Source organism: Vibrio floridensis (assembly GCF_021852965.1).
GTDB classification, from domain to species: domain Bacteria; phylum Pseudomonadota; class Gammaproteobacteria; order Enterobacterales; family Vibrionaceae; genus Vibrio; species Vibrio floridensis.
Genome location: NZ_JAKGCY010000001.1, coordinates 182,347 through 199,106 on the forward strand (window position 1 = coordinate 182,347; position 16,760 = coordinate 199,106).

At 50.6% G+C, this 16,760-nt stretch carries 10 protein-coding genes; 8 read left to right on the forward strand and 2 right to left on the reverse strand.

What is annotated here, in order from left to right:
• Nucleotides 1-4 precede the first annotated feature (4 nt).
• The 5 genes from LZU85_RS00765 to LZU85_RS00785 all read left to right on the forward strand — a co-directional run bounded on the left by LZU85_RS00765 (nt 5) and on the right by LZU85_RS00785 (nt 7,683).
• The gene (locus LZU85_RS00765; protein ID WP_237286114.1) at nt 5-1,066 is read left to right on the forward strand and encodes a UDP-glucose--hexose-1-phosphate uridylyltransferase; all 1,062 of its coding nucleotides are present in this window, start codon (nt 5-7) and stop codon (nt 1,064-1,066) included.
• 134 nt (nt 1,067-1,200) lie between these two features.
• A complete protein-coding gene (kduD, locus tag LZU85_RS00770; protein ID WP_047111280.1) occupies nt 1,201-1,962 on the forward strand; it encodes a 2-dehydro-3-deoxy-D-gluconate 5-dehydrogenase KduD in 762 nt (253 codons plus the stop codon).
• Nucleotides 1,963-2,140: 178 nt separating this feature from the next.
• Nucleotides 2,141-3,310 carry a glycoside hydrolase family 88 protein gene (locus LZU85_RS00775; protein ID WP_011081991.1) on the forward strand — a complete coding sequence of 390 codons (1,170 nt, stop codon included), beginning with the start codon at nt 2,141-2,143 and terminating at the stop codon, nt 3,308-3,310.
• 66 nt (nt 3,311-3,376) lie between these two features.
• Nucleotides 3,377-5,563: a 1,3-beta-galactosyl-N-acetylhexosamine phosphorylase gene (gnpA, locus tag LZU85_RS00780; protein ID WP_237286115.1), complete on the forward strand. Its 2,187-nt coding sequence runs from the start codon at nt 3,377-3,379 to the stop codon at nt 5,561-5,563.
• Nucleotides 5,564-5,643: 80 nt separating this feature from the next.
• Nucleotides 5,644-7,683 carry a polysaccharide lyase 8 family protein gene (locus LZU85_RS00785; RefSeq protein ID WP_237286116.1) on the forward strand — a complete coding sequence of 680 codons (2,040 nt, stop codon included), beginning with the start codon at nt 5,644-5,646 and terminating at the stop codon, nt 7,681-7,683.
• A gap of 67 nt (nt 7,684-7,750) precedes the next feature.
• Here the strand turns inward: LZU85_RS00785 and LZU85_RS00790 are convergent, their stop codons facing one another.
• A complete protein-coding gene (locus LZU85_RS00790) occupies nt 7,751-9,610 on the reverse strand; it encodes an ABC transporter ATP-binding protein (protein WP_011081988.1) in 1,860 nt (619 codons plus the stop codon).
• A gap of 335 nt (nt 9,611-9,945) precedes the next feature.
• Between LZU85_RS00790 and LZU85_RS00795 the strand changes: the two genes are divergently transcribed.
• On the forward strand, nt 9,946-10,923 hold the full coding sequence (locus LZU85_RS00795; RefSeq protein WP_015728428.1) for an arginine deiminase-related protein: 978 nt from the start codon (nt 9,946-9,948) through the stop codon (nt 10,921-10,923).
• A 199-nt stretch (nt 10,924-11,122) separates the two neighbouring features.
• Nucleotides 11,123-12,364 (forward strand): DEAD/DEAH box helicase, encoded by a 1,242-nt coding sequence (locus LZU85_RS00800; protein WP_237286117.1) that lies wholly within the window; start codon nt 11,123-11,125, stop codon nt 12,362-12,364.
• A gap of 144 nt (nt 12,365-12,508) precedes the next feature.
• On the opposite strand, the gene LZU85_RS00805 is transcribed toward LZU85_RS00800, so the two are convergent.
• On the reverse strand, nt 12,509-14,383 hold the full coding sequence (locus LZU85_RS00805) for a hypothetical protein (RefSeq protein WP_237286118.1): 1,875 nt from the start codon (nt 14,381-14,383) through the stop codon (nt 12,509-12,511).
• 396 nt (nt 14,384-14,779) lie between these two features.
• Between LZU85_RS00805 and LZU85_RS00810 the strand changes: the two genes are divergently transcribed.
• A complete protein-coding gene (locus LZU85_RS00810) occupies nt 14,780-16,759 on the forward strand; it encodes a HAMP domain-containing methyl-accepting chemotaxis protein (RefSeq protein WP_237286119.1) in 1,980 nt (659 codons plus the stop codon).
• The last annotated feature ends 1 nt before the right edge of the window (nt 16,760 follow it).

Genomic DNA, 16,760 nt, shown 5'->3' on the forward strand with positions numbered 1-16,760 from the left:
CATTATGTCTCACGCATTTGATGTCGCCGAGCATCCACATCGTCGTTATAACCCACTAATGGGGGAATGGGTGCTGGTGTCACCACACCGAGCGAAAAGACCTTGGCAAGGTCAACAAGAAACCCTCAATGTTGAGTCATTGCCCAGCTATGAGAAAACCTGTTTTTTGTGCCCGACCAACACGCGCATTGGCGGTGATGTCAACCCGGATTACCAAGGCACCTTTGTCTTTAAAAACGATTTTGCGGCGCTGACCGAGCACACGCCGGATTCTCCGGTGAGTGACGATCCGCTGTTCCAACTGCACAGTGCCAAAGGGGAGAGCCGAGTGATCTGTTTCTCGCCGGATCACAGCCGCACTTTGCCAGAGCTAGCTCAGGAAGAGATTGAGCAAGTCATCACCACATGGATGACGCAAACGGAAGAGCTTGGCCAGCGTTACCCTTGGGTTCAGGTGTTTGAGAACAAAGGCGAAAGCATGGGCTGCTCTCAGCCCCATCCGCACGGGCAGATCTGGGCCAACAGCTTTATTCCCACCATTGTGGAGAAAAAAGATCATCATCAGCAGCGTTATTTTGAACAGCATCGCTCTCCGTTATTACTCGACTACATTGAGCGTGAGTTAGCAAGCGGTGAGCGCATCGTCGTAGAAAGTGACTTTTGGGTAGCATTAGTACCGTATTGGGCGGCGTGGCCATTTGAAACGCTGCTGTTACCGAAAGTGAAACTGAGCCGGTTGACCGAGTTGACCGATGAGTTAAAAGCGGATCTCGCGAAAGTCATCAAACAGCTCACCATTAAATATGACAACCTTTTCCAGTGCTCTTTCCCTTATTCCATGGGTTGGCACGGCGCGCCATTTGTGGCTTGGGAGCCGGAAGCCTATTGGCAAGTGCACGCGAGTTTCCTTCCCCCTCTACTCCGTAGCGCAACGGTGCGCAAATTCATGGTGGGATACGAGATGTTGGCGGAAAGCCAGCGCGATCTCACCCCAGAGCAAGCGGCGGAGCGCCTGCGCAATGCAGCCGACATTCACTACAAGCAAGGTCACGACAAGCAAAGTTAGTTTTTCGCGGGCAGATTATTTGCCGCGCAATGCGCAAAAAAATTTTCGCCTGAGAATGGGATGAAAAGTGGTTTTGATTTATTTGAAGAGGTTTTCTTCTTTTTGAAGGGAGCAGAATAAAAAGGAAAGGAATAATGATTTTAGAGGCGTTCAATTTAGACGGTAAGGTGGCGCTTGTCACAGGGTGCAATACAGGTCTTGGTCAAGGCATGGCATTGGCGCTGGCGCAAGCGGGTTGTGACATTGTTGGGGTGAACTACGCTGGGCCGGATGAAACCCCCGCATTGATAGAAGCCACAGGCCGCCGTTTTCACTCGATTGTGGCGGATCTCAGTGATGCCTCTGTGATTGCATCCGTCGTTGATCGTGCGGTTACCCAAGCAGGACGCATCGATATTCTGGTCAACAACGCGGGCATTATCCGTCGTGACGATGCGATCAACTTCAGTGAGCAAGATTGGGATGACGTGATGAACCTCAATGCCAAGAGCGTGTTCTTCTTAGCTCAAGCGGTGGCTCGCCAGTTTCAAGCGCAGCAGTCTGGCGGCAAGATCATCAACATCGCTTCGATGCTCTCGTTCCAAGGCGGCATTCGTGTTCCCTCGTATACTGCGTCGAAAAGTGCCGTGATGGGCATCACTCGTTTGCTGGCTAACGAGTGGGCATCGCAGGGGATCAATGTCAATGCCATTGCTCCAGGCTATATGGCCACCAATAACACGGCGGCGCTCAGAGCCGATGCTGAACGCAATCAAGCGATTTTAGAACGCATTCCGGCGCAGCGTTGGGGACTGCCCAGTGATCTTGCTGGCCCTGTCGTGTTCTTGGCATCGTCCGCTTCTGACTACGTAAATGGTTACACCATCGCTGTTGATGGTGGTTGGTTAGCCCGTTAATGGGTTGCAAGAGAAAGCTGCTAGTCAGCTTTTTTTTGAAATTAAAATTTAAATTGAAAAGGTGTTTTGAAAAATGTGAGCAATCTATGCGTTTATATAAAAGTATCACTGTAAACTATAGATATATCATTGAGCATAACACCCACTTTGCACGACAAAGGTTTTGAGAGATTTCGGTATGAGTGAAGCGATCACGCTGCGTCCATTGCCAAGGGCGCTAGACGAAGAAAAAGTAGTCAACCATTTATCCACGGTGGTGGCAGCGATTAAACGAAACATTCCAAAGATTGGGGAACGTAACCCCAAGATCGGTACGGCGAACAATCAGTGGGAGTACTGTGGCCAGTTCGATTGGGTTTCTTCATTTTGGACAGGCGAGTTATGGCTCTGCTATCAAATGACGGCTGAGCAATCGTTCAAAAACAGCGCCAAGCTGCGTAAACGTTACTTTGCAGACATGCTGCTGGACCCGTTTTGGTTGGATCACGATCTGGGTTTCCAATACAGTTTGAGCTGCGTGGCGGATTACAAGCTGACTGGTGATGAAGAGTCGAAAATGATGGCGATTCGCGCTGCTGACCATCTGATTCATCGCTTTAGAAAAATTGGTGGTTACATTGTGGCGTGGAATGATACCCATCCGCTCGGCCCTGAAATTACGCAAGGCAAATCGATCATCGACTCGCTGCAAAATACCGCTTTGTTGTTCTGGGCATCGCAAGTGACCGGTTCTCCGGTTTATGCGCAAGCGGCCACGCGCCACAGCGAAACGTTAGCGAAACACATTGTGCGTGAGGATTTCTCCACCTATCACTCGTTTAACTTCCACCCTGTGACTCAGCAGCCCATCAAAGGCGAGACCTTCCAAGGTTTTGCGGATGATTCGTGCTGGGCGCGCGGCCAATCTTGGGCGATTCACGGCTTTGCACAAACCTATCTTTACACCAAAGATGAACAGTTTTTGACCTTGGCGAAAAAGCTCGCGCGCTATGCGGTCGAGCAGATCACCGATGATGGCGTTCCCGTATGGGATTACTCATTGCCCGCGGATGAGATCCAGTACAAAGACAGCTCAGCCGGTGCGATTACCGCGGCGGGCTTGCTGCTGATTGCACAGTGCATTGACGATGCCGAAGAGGCCAAACAATACCGCGATTGGGGCTTGTATCTACTGCAAGGCTTAATGCAGAGCTGCGATTTAACCGCCGATGAGCAAGCCCTTGGGCTTTTGGCGCACGGCGCGTCGTTTGTCAAAGTGGGTTTGTGCGACAACATGTTGCCCTACGGCGATTACTACTACCTAGAAGCTCTAATGCGCGCTAACGGCTACCAGAGCTTCTTCTGGTAAACCGAACTCAATAACTCATTCGGGGGAGCCTTTTCCCCCGTCTATCCCAACTTTTTGGAGCCTATCATGACCCAATTTGCCTCTCGTAAAGGTCATATGACCCTGCCTGTTGAAGAAGGACAGGAAGACGTCGTGCTGGATTTATATCAGCGCTGGCAAGCCGATGCACTGCGCGATAGCGATGGTACAACCATGCCTGATTCATTGGCCGAGCAAGACAGCGATATCTATTCTGTGATGTGTTTGGTGCGTGCGGATCAAGCGTATGCCAATCAACATCCAGAATACCTACACCGTAAATATTTGATGTCATTCCCTGTCACCGCGATGAGTGATCGCGTGGCGATTTTTCCACTCGATGGTTACAGCAAAGACAAGTATGAACTGGACGATGACAGCGATCCAAAACAGTGGTGGGAAGTGCGAAATCGCACTTTGAACAAAGTGATCCCGACGGATAAGTGGACCTTTGACGCACAATATCAGCGTATTGATATTGAAGATGCGATCCCGTATCACGAATACACCATCACTTTCATGGCGCGCCAAGTGTGGGACAGCGTGTCGATGTACAACGCGCTGACCAACGATTGGAAAGGGCCGCGCATCAAGAGCCTTGACCCGTACCACCCAGAATGTCGCGCGCATCTATTGCAGCACTTCGCCCATTGGTTGGAGACGCACCCAAACACCACCGTGGTGCGTTTTACCACCTTCGCTTTCCTATTCGTGATCGATACCGGTGAGAAGAATCAAGACATCTATCGCGATTGGACCGGCTATGGCGAAACGGTTAGCCCACGCGCATTAGAAGATTTTGAACAACGCTTTGGCTACAAGCTTTCTCCGGAAGACTTTGTTGATGCGGGTTACTACAACGGTACCTATAAAGTGCCTTCTCAGCAGTACCGCGATTGGATGACTTTCGTGCAAGACTTCGTGGTCGAATTTGCCGCCGAGTTGGTCAGCATGGCGCACCAAGCGGGCAAGAAAACCGCGATGTTCCAAGGCGATCACTGGATTGGCACCGAACCGTTTCTTGAGAGTTATCAGAAGATTGGCATCGATATTAACGTTGGTGCGGTGGAAGATGGTGTGGCGCTGCGCCGTTTAACCGATTCCGGTGGCGATCAAATTCGTGAAGCACGTTTTTATCCCTACTTCTTCCCTGATGTGTTCCGCGAGGGCAACGATCCTGTGGTGGAATCGATGTCGAACTGGACCAAGATTCGTCGCGCGATGTTGCAAAAACCGTTGGATCGCATTGGCTATGGCGGCTATTTGTCACTTGCAAATCAGTTCCCGCACTTTATCGACCATGTGACGGATATTTCTCGTCAGTTCGGTGAGTATCTCGACAACACGCAGCGCAGTGAATCGCAAAAATTGCCGGGCAAAGTGGCGGTGTTGAGTGCTTGGGGAACGGCGCGCAGTTGGCTGCAAAACCAAGCACGAGACCAGCGTTTTTACGTGCCACCACGCCCTGATGTGATGGAGCTGGTCGGCAATAACTTGCTGGAGTGTTTGTCTGGTCTGCCATTTGAGGTGGAGTTCATCAGCTTCGATGACATCGCTGAGAAGGGCATCGATCCAGACATCAAAGTGATCATTAACACCGGCGATGCCAACTCGGCTTGGAGTGGTGGCGAGTGTTGGGATGATCATAATGTCATCGTGCAATTGCGTCGGTTTGTCGCAGAAGGCGGCGGTCTACTTGGCGTGTCCGACCCTTCGGCATGGCAAAAAAATGGCCGTTATTTCCAGCTGGGGGATGTGTTCGGGTTAGAGAAAGAGACCTCTTTGACCATGGGGCGCGTGGCGATGCCGTTGCAGATCGAAAAACATCACTACCTCAGCCAATTTATTCAGGGTGATGAAGACTTTGGTAACCCAAGTTATGTGTACCCGCAAGCGCAAGACCTCACCGTTCTGGCTGCGCAAGGGCAACATTTGGCGTTGACGGCGCGTGGCTATGGCTCCGGCCGCGCGGTGTACTTGGGGAATCTGCCATTTAGCATGGAAAATGCCCGCCTGTTGCAACACATTTTGTTGTGGCTAACGCAGCAGGAAGAAACGGCACATGCCTGGCTGTCCAATAACCCTTATGTTGACGTAGCGTTCTACCCGCAAACCAACAAAGCGACAGCGGTGAACTTTACCGATGAGACTCAGAAGGTGACGGTATTGAACACCGATGGTGAGCCACAATCGATAACGCTGAAACCCTATGAATGGCGTTGGTTCGATAACTAAACCAAGCAAAGAAGGTAGAAGGTGCTGTCAAAGCACCTTCTTTTCATTCCGATAGACTCACCAAGGAGATGACTCGCATCATGCACTCGCAACATTTGATGCAGATCCGCAGCAAACTGTCACAATCCATCGTCGAGCTACAAGTTTCAATGCTGCACAAGCACGATTGGCATCAAACCATCGCTCAATACCAAAGCGCATTTTCTCACCAAACTGGCTGGCTAGATGCGCCACTTGCGGACGCTGAGCAAGATGGAGAGCGTATTTTTGCCTATTTGCAGCGCGTATTGCTGCTAGCTTGCCAACACTACCAACGACCTTGTGCCTCGATTTTGGAAACGATTGAACAAGCGTTGGCGCACTGGTATAGACACAATCCGACCCACTGGAACTGGTGGTGGAATCAAATTGGCAAACAGCGGCTGCTGGGACCGATTGCTTTGTTGCTCAGCGATGCGCTCTCGCCAGCATTGCAGCAAAAATTGATGGATGATCTGCCCGCCCAAGCGAGCATGACGGGGGCGAACAAAGCCGATCTGGCGAATGGGGTGGCGTATCGTGCATTGCTTGAAAACAATCAAACTCGCTTTGCCCAAGCCATGGCCGATATCGCTGACACTATCGTGTTGACGCAAGAGGAGGGTATACAAGCCGATTTCTCTTACCAACAGCATGGGCCGCAATTACAAAACGGCGGTTATGGTGAATCTTTCCTAAATGTCGCTTTGCCGTGGGTGTATGCGGCGGCTGATACCTGCTTTCGCTTTTCAAGTGATCAGCAACGTTTACTGCTCAGCTATTTCTTACAAGGTTCGATGTGGATGACGCGTACCGGGCGCTGGGATTACAACGTGTGTGGCCGAGCCATCGCCAAGCCTGATTTGGAGAAACCGCACAGTCGCGCGTCTTTGAAAGCGCAAGCGACCATGCTGATGGCGCTGTTTCCTCAACATCGCTTGCCACTCGAAAGTTACCTCGCGCACCTTGATGGCCGTGCGTATCCCTTTGCAGGGTTTAAACACTTTTGGCGCTCAGACTATTCTGCCATGGTGAACCATCGCTTTTCGGTGACGGTGAAAACCAATTCACGCCGCACCAAGCCGATTGAAACGGGCAATCAAGAGAACTTACTCGGTTTCTGGCTCGGTTTTGGCAGCATGAACATCAGCGTGACGGGCGACGAATACCACGATATTTATCCTTACTGGGATTGGGCAAAAATCCCTGGGGTTACCTCACCCAGCGTGGCCATGCCCGCGCACGAATGGGGGCGCATCGAGCAAAACACCGAGTGGACTGGTGGCGTCAGCAATGGTCGATGGGGGATAGCCAGCTTTGAGTTGGATGTCCAGCAAACTCAGGGTTTGAAATCGTGGTTTTTCTGTGGTGATGCCATTGTGGCGCTGGGGGCTGGCATTCGTTCTGAACATCAAAGCCCCATCGTCACCGCGATCAATCAATGCCATGTGCAAACGCCTGTTTTTCACCAGAATGAGAATGGGGTGGAGCGGTGTGATGGTGTTGCCGTTCAAGGTTGGCTTCATCATGCCAATGTCGGTTATCTGCTTGGCGAGGGTAAGGCGTATTTGCGTTGTGATGAACAACAGGGCAGTTGGCAGAAAATTAATGCGCATTTGAGTGATGATAAAGTTGCTGGCAAGGTGTTTAGCCTGTGGATTGAACATGGCGTACAGCCGCACGACGCCGGCTATCACTACACACTGTTACCGGGAGCGACACTGGCGAAAACCCAACAGTATGCCGCTCAACCCGAAGCGCAAGTGCTGCATAATTTGCCTCAGTTGCAAGCGGTTCAGTTTCGTCATGAAGTTGGCTGTGTGTTTCGCCAAGCCGGCCGCCTAGAGCTGGCAAGCTTCGCTCATCAACCCGCTTTTGCGTTGGAAGTGGACAAACCCTGTTTGCTACTTTGTGAGCGCACATCGGTTGGCTTTCGTTTGGCTCTGTCGACGCCGGGCAGAGCCGACAAGGTGCAGATCACCTTGCATCAAGGCGGTCAAGCGTTCGCAGTGACCATCGAAACCTCGGCGCTGCCTGATAAGTTGGGCGAAAGCGTGCTGGTGGATATCGAAGCGGAACCGAGTATGGCACGCGATAGCTGAACCGAAAACCAGACAAAAAAACGCCCTGTGATGAACAGGGCGTTGATTTGATGGTATTTAACGGCGATTACGCGATTTGGCTCTCTTCCATTTCTGGGCAGTCGTCGGCAAGAAAACCACCGGTTTGGTGCGCCCATAGCTGCGCATAAATGCCGTTGTTTTGCAGCAGTTCTTGGTGCGTGCCTTGCTCAACAATATTGCCTTTATCCAGCACGATCAGGCGATCCATCTGTGCAATGGTCGACAAGCGGTGAGCAATGGCAATCACGGTTTTGCCTTGCATCAGCTCGTTCAAGCTTTCTTGGATGGCCGCTTCCACTTCCGAGTCGAGGGCTGAGGTGGCTTCATCCAGCACCAAGAGTGGTGCGTCTTTGAGCAGCACGCGAGAAATCGCAATGCGCTGACGCTGACCACCCGAGAGTTTCACCCCGCGCTCGCCCACTTGCGCATCGTAGCCGACGTTGCCAAACGGGTCGGTGAGGGTTTCGATAAACTCATGTGCGTGCGCTTGCTTGGTGGCGCGCAACAGCTCTTCTTCGCTGGCATCCGGATTACCATAAAGAATGTTCTCGCGAATCGAGCGGTGCAGCAGTGAGGTGTCTTGCGTCACCATACCAATTTGCGCACGCAGCGAATCTTGCGTCACCTCAGAGATGGTTTGGCCGTCGATCTTGATCTTGCCGCTCTCCACATCGTGGAAACGCAGCAGTAGGTTAACCAGCGTTGATTTGCCCGCGCCAGAGCGCCCCACTAGGCCAATTTTCTCACCCGGTTTGATGTGCAAATTGAGATGGTTAATCACGCCTTTGTTTTCACCGTAGTGGAAACTCACGTCGTCAAACTCAATGCCGCCTTGTTTCACTACGAGCTCAGTGGCCTGTGGTTTGTCTTGAATATCAATCGGTTTGGACAGCGTTTTCATGCCATCGACCACGGTGCCCATGTTTTCAAACAGTGAACCCACTTCCCACATGATCCACATCGACATACCATTGATACGCAACGCTAAGCTCACGGCAATGGCAATCGCGCCAATGCTGATCGCACCGCCTAACCAAAGGTGGATGGAGAGCGCGCCAATCGAAAACACCAGCACATAGTTGGTCACCTGCACCGCGATATTGAAGCCGGTTACCAAGCGCATTTGGCGATGAACCGTGTCTAAGAACTCGCGCATGCCGCTTTCGGCATACTCGGTCTCGCGTTTGCTGTGCGAAAACAGTTTCACCGTTTGGATATTGGTGTAGCTGTCGACAATGCGACCGGTCATGGTAGAGCGGGCGTCCGCTTGCGCTGAAGCGACATCTTTGAGCTTAGGGACAAAGTAAACTTGAATGCCGATGTAGATCAGCAGCCAAATCACCATCGGCACCATCAAACGCCAGTCGGCCGCCGCGAGCATCACAATGATGCTGGTGAAATAGACGGACACGTAAACAAACACGTCCATGGTTTTCATCACCGATTCACGCACCGCCAACGAGGTTTGCATCACTTTGGTGGCGACACGTCCAGCAAAATCATCTTGATAGAAGTTCAAGCTTTGATTAAGCAAATAGCGGTGCGCCAACCAGCGGATCGACATCGGGTAGTTGCCCAGCAGACTTTGATGCACCAGCAGTGAGTAGCCAACGATCAGGGTTGGCATCACCACTAAAAGTATCACGCCGTAATAAATCAGCTCACTTTGGTTTTGCTCAAGGAACGTTTGTGGATCGCTGTTGCTCAGCCAGTCGACAAGTTGTCCCATGGCACCAAACAACGACACCTCGACAATCGCGACGATGGTAGACAGCAATGACATCAAAATCAGCGGTTTTTCAAACCCACGAGTGTAGTGGCGGCAAAAAGCCAGTAACCCTTCAGGTGGTTGTTCCGGCGTTCCGGCCGGAAACGGATTGGTAAAGCTTTCAAATCGTTTAAACATAACGCTTCCTAAAAATAACAACGCCCACACTGCCAGAAGGTGCGGGTAAAAAAAGAAGTGGTGGAAGGGCGAAAAGTAGTCTAACGGATTGATGGGCTAAATGTAACCAGTTGGTTATCACTTTGCGGCATATCCTAAGGGATTTCTCAACCTTATCGCGATGAAGTGTGCAGTGAAGTTGCAATATATAGCAATGGTGACCATAAAAATTACTGACAAATGCCTTTTATGTGGTAATTATTACTTTCCCCCGTGTCGGGAAAGCTGAAATTCAGTAAAAACAGAGTTAACAATAAATTTACAATCTGCCTTATCTACTGATAAGGAATGAACAGATGCTGTTACCGAATGAGACAATACGACCTCAGCTTGATGCGACCCAAAATGCAGACTGTGTGGTAATGGTGCCGCCAAAAGAGTTTCGCTTTAATGAAGAAACCGCGCGTGACAACGAATTTCAGAATCAGATCGCCCTCTCTCAGGAAGAGGTGAGAAGCAAAACATTGGCCGAATTCCGCGCAATGGTGAGCAAACTTCGTCAGGAAGGGGTGCAAGTGGTGGAGTTTGACTACCCTGAATCGGACATTGCGACCCCCGATGCGGTATTCCCCAACAACTGGTTTAGTACCACGGCGGAAGGGGGTTTTTATACCTTCCCGATGGCGTGTGAAAACCGCCGCGAAGAAGTGCGCCCACAAGCCTTGATTGAAGCACTGACGGCCGCAGGCCGCGAAGTGCATCGCCAAGATTCGTTGACCGATTACGTGACGGAAGAGGCGTTCTTAGAAAGCACAGGCGTGATGGTGATTGACCATCTGAATCGCACCATTTATGCCGCATTGTCGCAGCGTTGTGATCGCCTCGTATTAGAAGAGTACGCCAAACGCATCGGTTACGAGCGTGTGATCTCCTTCCAAACGCTGTTGCCATCGGGAAAACCGATTTACCACACCAACGTAATGATGGCGATTGGTGAGCAATTCTGTGTGATTTGCGATGAAGTGATCCCGGAATTTGAGCGCCGTTTCGTCTTGAAATCACTGGCCAAAGACAAGCAGGTGATCTCCATTTCCATTGAGCAGATGAACCGTTTTTGCGGCAACATCCTGCAACTGGAAACGGTCAATGGCAGCAAAGTGATCGCGATGTCGCAATCGGCTTATGATGCGTTTTCAGAAGCGCAGCGCAATCAACTGGCAACGCACGGTAAGCTGCTGCCGTTTGACGTGACGACCATTGAAGACATTGGCGGCGGCTCAGTACGCTGCATGCTTGGGGAAGTCTTTTTACCTAAACGCAAAGCGGTGTTGTAAACACCAAACGTCATCGTTTCATCGCGCAGAGCCTTTGCTCTGCGCTTTTTATTGGTGTATTTGAGATTGTTATTCTCTTCCCTGCACTGTGAAATGGGATGGTTCGTCCTCTAGATTGTGGTAAAGTCCGCGCCTGCGTTTTTTAGCGCAGTGTGACTGTTTTTACTGCCTCTTCAACCAAAAGCACAAGGTTAAGCTAATGCCATTTTCTACTCTCTCTTTGAGGTCTGAGCTGATTCACGCCCTGCCAAAAGACTTCAAGAAGCCGACCGATATTCAAGTGTTGGCCATTCCTGAACTGTTGGCTGGTCAAGATCTATTGGCTTTGGCAAATACGGGCAGCGGCAAAACTCTTGCTTATGGTTTGCCTTTGTTGGAAAAGCTAAGGGTCAATCCAGAGCAAAAAGCGCTGATTCTAGTGCCAACGCGCGAGCTGGCGACACAAGTGAGCGAGGCGCTTAACCAGGTTGGTCAAGCGCTTGGCCTTAACGCGGTGTGTTTGTGCGGTGGGGTTGATAAAGAGCAACAACTGCAAGCACTAGCGACAAACCCTCATCTTCTTGTTGCGACAACCGGTCGTTTGGTTGATCTGGCGAACAACGGTTTAGACCTAAGCAATATACATTACCTAGTGTTGGATGAGGCGGATCGTCTGTTGGATATGGGCTTTTGGCCTGACGTGCAAAATATTGCGGGGCTGATTTCAAACCAGCGTCAAACCGCAATGTTCTCGGCTACCTTTTCTGATGAGTTGAAGGGTAAAGCGAAGCTGCTTATGCAGGCACCAAAGCAGGTGGCAGCGCATCAAGAAAACAGCACCAACCAAGATATTGCTGAAACGCTGTACCTCGTCAACAAAGGCAGTAAAACCAAGGCATTGATTGAACTGATTCAAAAAAACGCGTGGACTCAGGCATTAGTCTTTATTGGTGCGAAAGAGAACGCCGATGGTTTGGCGAAGAAGCTGAATAAAGCGGGCATCTCAACCAATGCGCTGCATGGTGATAAGAGCCAAGCAGAGCGAGAAGAAGCGTTGGCGCAGTTTAAATCTGGGCAAACACAGGTGCTGATTGCCACCGATCTACTGGCGCGCGGCATTCACATTGAACAACTGCCCGTGGTGATCAACTTTGAACTGCCGATGCATGCGGAAACCTACGTTCACCGCGTAGGGCGCACCGCCCGTGCCGGCGAACAAGGCGTGGCGTTGTCATTGGTTTGCCACGGCGAAATGGACGCACTCAGCGCGATTCGTCACCTGACTCAACGTGAGTTACCAGTGCAAGATCTGGAAGGGTTTCCAGTTACAGACAAACCGTCAACAGGCGAGAGCAAACGCGCGCCACGCGACAAAAAAGCCAATCGCCGCACGCAAAATAAAAAGAGCGTTAAGCAGTTTCAAAGTAAGGTGAAGCGGCCAACTGCTCACACCCCGAAGTAACGGATGCCGTGACTTAACACAATGGCAAAATAAGTAAAACCACCGGCATGGTGGTTTTACTTTTTGGGTATCGCAAAAAAGATGGCCGCTAAAACGAACCCGTCTCACTGCGCCATCAAGACTGCGTCAGACTTGCTGAGGGACTTAAAGCGATGGCGGCGTTGGCTTCTCGGCGTTGTCGATAATCAGCTGAGCGGCTGTGGCATCGAACAGATAGTCGGTTTCAGCGTCGTCGTCTTGCTCAACAAAGTGGGTCACTCGAACAAAACCTTCGACTTCTGCCAAGTACAGCTTGTTATCATCTTGGTTGAAGTTGCTCCAAGTGGTTTCTTCGGCAATCGAATTGGGGACACCGACTTCACGCAGTGTCTCGCCATGCTGAGTGATGTCACGCCATGCACCCTTATCAGCGTATTGAGTAAAGCTGCCATGCCAGTCATCGCTTCGTGAGTAATAGATCACGGTTCCATTGGCCAATAGTTGTGCAAATACCAGACCGTCATTCAGACCCGCCATGGGGATCAGATCGACAGAGTCTTGTGTACCTTGACGACTGTTTGCATTGGTTGCGACCGTATCCGCCAAAGAAGTAATCCACGTATCTTGTTGGTTCTTGATCGCACTGATGCCATTACACATCTGTTTCAATGTGGAATAACGATCGCTGCCATCGTCTTTACACCAACTGCCTCTGTTGAAGCTATAGAATCCGCCTTCTAAGTTCTCAGATGACACTATGTAAGCATAAGTGTTAGCAGGGAAGTTCAAATCTTGTGGTGTCACACTTGCCCAAACGTCATCATCGGCACTTTTCTTAAGCACTGTGCTCACGTTCAAGCCGCTGAGGTCCATTTTTTTGGCCGAGACTTTTGCATCCTTCACTGTGTTATTGGTTTGAAGAATAATTGAGCCATCCTCATTAAGGACAATCTTAACAATCGCGTCGCTCTCCGCTTCCCATCCGTCTTTGTCGAGAATCAATTGCTCGGTGTTTGTCATGTCGGTGACTGGGATGAAGGTATGGGTCGTGTTATCAAGTTCATATTCTTGATCAACCACTTGATTATTTTTGTCCAGCTTAACTAAACCAAAGCTAAGGCTGGTTGTGTCATCGCTTTCCTCTCCAGCAAACCAATGCAAGCTTTCTGTCAACATCAACTCTGCGAGGTTCGTTTCAGCCGCACTTTTTACCGCTTCGTTGGTGTTGACTTTGTATTCTAGATTTACAGCATTGATGCCGATGTGCTGGGTATCAATGTCTTGTCCTATTTTGATTGGGTCAAAATTTTCACCAGCATTGTCTACGCTCGTGACAACATTCGAGATCGTTTTGAGCACTTCCTCTGCAATCAATGACGTCAGTTTCTCGACACTGATACCAGCCCCAGAGGCGGCTTCTTCTAACTTATCGGTGTTTTCAGCCATGATGGTGGCAGTCACTTGGGCGATGCGATGCAGTCTTGCGAACTCTTGCTGATTCGCAGTATTTGCTGCTTGTGGGCTTTTACCTTCCACATAGTCGGCGGCCAAATCCAGCTTCGTTCCTAGCTTGGCTTGCACAGCGGCTTTTGCTTTTTCAAGTGTCAGGCCATTTTCAATTTCGTTTTGTACCAGCGTGGTTAATGGGCTGACAAAGTGAGAACCAGGAGGTGCAGTGAGGCGGTAGCTCTTGGTGAGAGGCGCGTCACCGTAGTCAGCATCTTTAGTTTGACCTGCAATGACTTCAATCAACACACTGCCAGTGGCAATTTGCTCAGGGATCAAATTGTTTAAGGTGAACTCGCCATTCTCCCCTGTGATGGTGGAAGGTTCATCACTATCACAGGTTTTATTGGCATTGAGGTCCAAACACGCATTTGCGCCAATAAGGTAGCCATCGGCAGCTCGGGCGGTCAGTGATGATTGAGTATGAGTTTTATCAATAATCGTAGCGTCTTTGTCTTCGCTGCTGCACGCTGCCAATGTCAAAGCAACCGCTATAGCCAATATCGAACGTTGAGGGCTCATCGTTAATTTCATCAATATAAATCTCTTTTTCTATCACGCTCGCTTTGATGGGCGAACGCTATTCATTGTTTCCTTCAATGGAACTGGACGATAACAAAACTTTTATTAACAAACCTATCAGCGATCAAATTTCATTGCCCAGATTTCGCTACGAGAGGTTTTCCGTATGTATTTTGCGAGTTACGTCGCAATGTTCAGGAAGTTAACTTACTGATGTATAGACGAAAGTTTAACCAGTGCTAGTGAGGGAGTGCGTTTTACTTGGGGGCCAAAGAGATGCCTGCCATTGTTTTTGATTGTTTTGTCGTTGGAGGCTCAAACATCACAAATCTTGATCTTCTTCCCACCAGTTTGGCAAATCACAACTATGTTTAATTTATCTTTTCATGCATCAGTGAGGATATGTTCATGAGCTTATCTATCGTGCAGCGGATCTCCGCTGGATTCGTGTTAATGCTCCTTTTGCTCATCCTGTTGGGGGTTATCAGTACCCTTAAAATCCAAGGGATTAATGACGGTTTGTCTGAAGTTTCTGATCGCGCGACCCCTTTGGTGGTGGCGGTCGCTGGGCTGAAGGAAGCACTGCAAGAGAGTAACCGCTGGGTTTTGGAGTATCGAGCCAGCGAGGAGGCGGCAGAGTTGCCACAACTCTCGAGTCGATTTAAATCTCAGCAGGCACGTTTTCGTGAGTTAAGCCAAGAGATGAACCAGTTTACCTCGGCAGAAGAAAGCCAAGCGCAGTTCCAGCAAGTGCTGCAGGCAACCAATCAGTTTTACGCCGATTCGGATAAGGTACTGGCGAAACATGGCGAGTGGGTGGATGCCTTAGTCAAACGTCGTGAGCTCGAAATTGCGTTTATTCGTCTTGAAGATACCTACCAATGGGCAGCGGATTTGCTTTTGCAACAGAGCTCGAGCCAACGCTCCATGCGCAATAAAGCGGAATTGATCACCTCTGGGATTGCGCGAGATCTGAAAAATATTCGCCGTGCCGATGCTAAAACCGATCTCAATGCACTTGAAAAGGTACTGAGTAAAGATATTGAGATGGCGCGCAAACGCCTTGAGCGCGTATTAGTGCCAGAAGATGTCAAAGCACGCTATGTGGCGAACCTCAATCGCTTGCAAGAGCTGGCGCTGGGTAAGCAAGGCTTACTTGAAACCATGCGCCGAGCTCAGCAACTGGAAAACGATCTTGTGATTCAAAACCAGCAGGTGGATACCAGCCTTTCCAACAGCTTGGCAAAATTGGATGACATGGCCAGAGCGGCGGGCACCATTGCAGAGCGAAGCCGAACGTTGGCGGATGAAGCGGTGAGCAGTGCCAATTTCTGGATCATGGCGGTCTCGGCGATTTCTGCCGCCGTGGCTTTGATCATCGGTTATACCACCGCAATGAGCATCAAGAACCCACTACAGAAGATCAACAAAGAGCTCGCCTACATGGCCAAAGGGGATATGACGCGGCGCATCAATTATCAAACGGGCTGTGAGTTTGGTGAGCTTTCACGCTCCATCGACATGTTGGCGGACAAAACGGGGGAATTGTTGTCGCAAATTACCGCCGGTTCTCGTCACTTAGTGGAGGAAGCGAGCCGTTCGGCGGAAATCAGTGAGCGGGCCATGGCGCGGGTGCAAGAGCAGAAAAGTCAGACAGACCAAGTGGCTGCGGCCATTACCGAGCTAGAGGTGAGCGCAACGGAGGTGGCTCGCTCAACCGATGGGGCGAAAGATGAAGTGGATCGCGCCGATGCCGAAGCGAAAAATGGCCGCCAGAAAGTGGCCAACACGCGCAAAATCACCGAGCAGTTGGCTCATGACATGGAAGCCGCGGTGGGTATCACGCACAAACTGGGTGAGTTCAGTAACAACATTGGCAGCATTTTGGATGTGATTCGTGGCATTGCGGAGCAAACCAACTTACTGGCACTCAACGCGGCGATCGAAGCGGCGCGTGCGGGGGATGCAGGGCGCGGTTTTGCAGTGGTGGCCGATGAAGTTCGCGCCCTCGCAACACGCACGCAAACCTCAACCGAAGAGATCCAGAAAATGATTGAGAACCTTCAACACTCCAGTAAGGAAGTGGTTGAGGTGATGGGACGCAGCCAAGATCAAACGCGAACGTGTGTGGAGCAGACGCGAGAGATGGACACGGCGCTGCAATCGATCGCCGAGCGCATGAGCGCGATCAAAGAGATGGCCGATCAAGTAGCGCATGCCGCACAAGAGCAGATTTTGGTGAGCCAGAGCGTTGCACACCATGTTACGGGCATTTCAGAAGTGGCGCACGAGACAGAGCGTGAAGCGAGAGAATCGGCCAGCAGCAGCGAAGTGTTGGCGGATCTCGCGGCCAAACAGCAACAACTGATCGCACATTTCAAGGTTTAGG

Bases quoted from the DNA above. Each gene is read 5' to 3' on its own strand.
- LZU85_RS00765 (WP_237286114.1), top strand. From the start codon at position 5: ATGTCTCACGCATTTGATGTCGCCGAGCATCCACATCGTCGTTATAAC.
- kduD (WP_047111280.1), top strand. From the start codon at position 1,201: ATGATTTTAGAGGCGTTCAATTTAGACGGTAAGGTGGCGCTTGTCACA.
- LZU85_RS00775 (WP_011081991.1), top strand. From the start codon at position 2,141: ATGAGTGAAGCGATCACGCTGCGTCCATTGCCAAGGGCGCTAGACGAA.
- gnpA (WP_237286115.1), top strand. From the start codon at position 3,377: ATGACCCAATTTGCCTCTCGTAAAGGTCATATGACCCTGCCTGTTGAA.
- LZU85_RS00785 (WP_237286116.1), top strand. From the start codon at position 5,644: ATGCACTCGCAACATTTGATGCAGATCCGCAGCAAACTGTCACAATCC.
- LZU85_RS00790 (WP_011081988.1), bottom strand. From the start codon at position 9,610: ATGTTTAAACGATTTGAAAGCTTTACCAATCCGTTTCCGGCCGGAACG.
- LZU85_RS00795 (WP_015728428.1), top strand. From the start codon at position 9,946: ATGCTGTTACCGAATGAGACAATACGACCTCAGCTTGATGCGACCCAA.
- LZU85_RS00800 (WP_237286117.1), top strand. From the start codon at position 11,123: ATGCCATTTTCTACTCTCTCTTTGAGGTCTGAGCTGATTCACGCCCTG.
- LZU85_RS00805 (WP_237286118.1), bottom strand. From the start codon at position 14,383: ATGAAATTAACGATGAGCCCTCAACGTTCGATATTGGCTATAGCGGTT.
- LZU85_RS00810 (WP_237286119.1), top strand. From the start codon at position 14,780: ATGAGCTTATCTATCGTGCAGCGGATCTCCGCTGGATTCGTGTTAATG.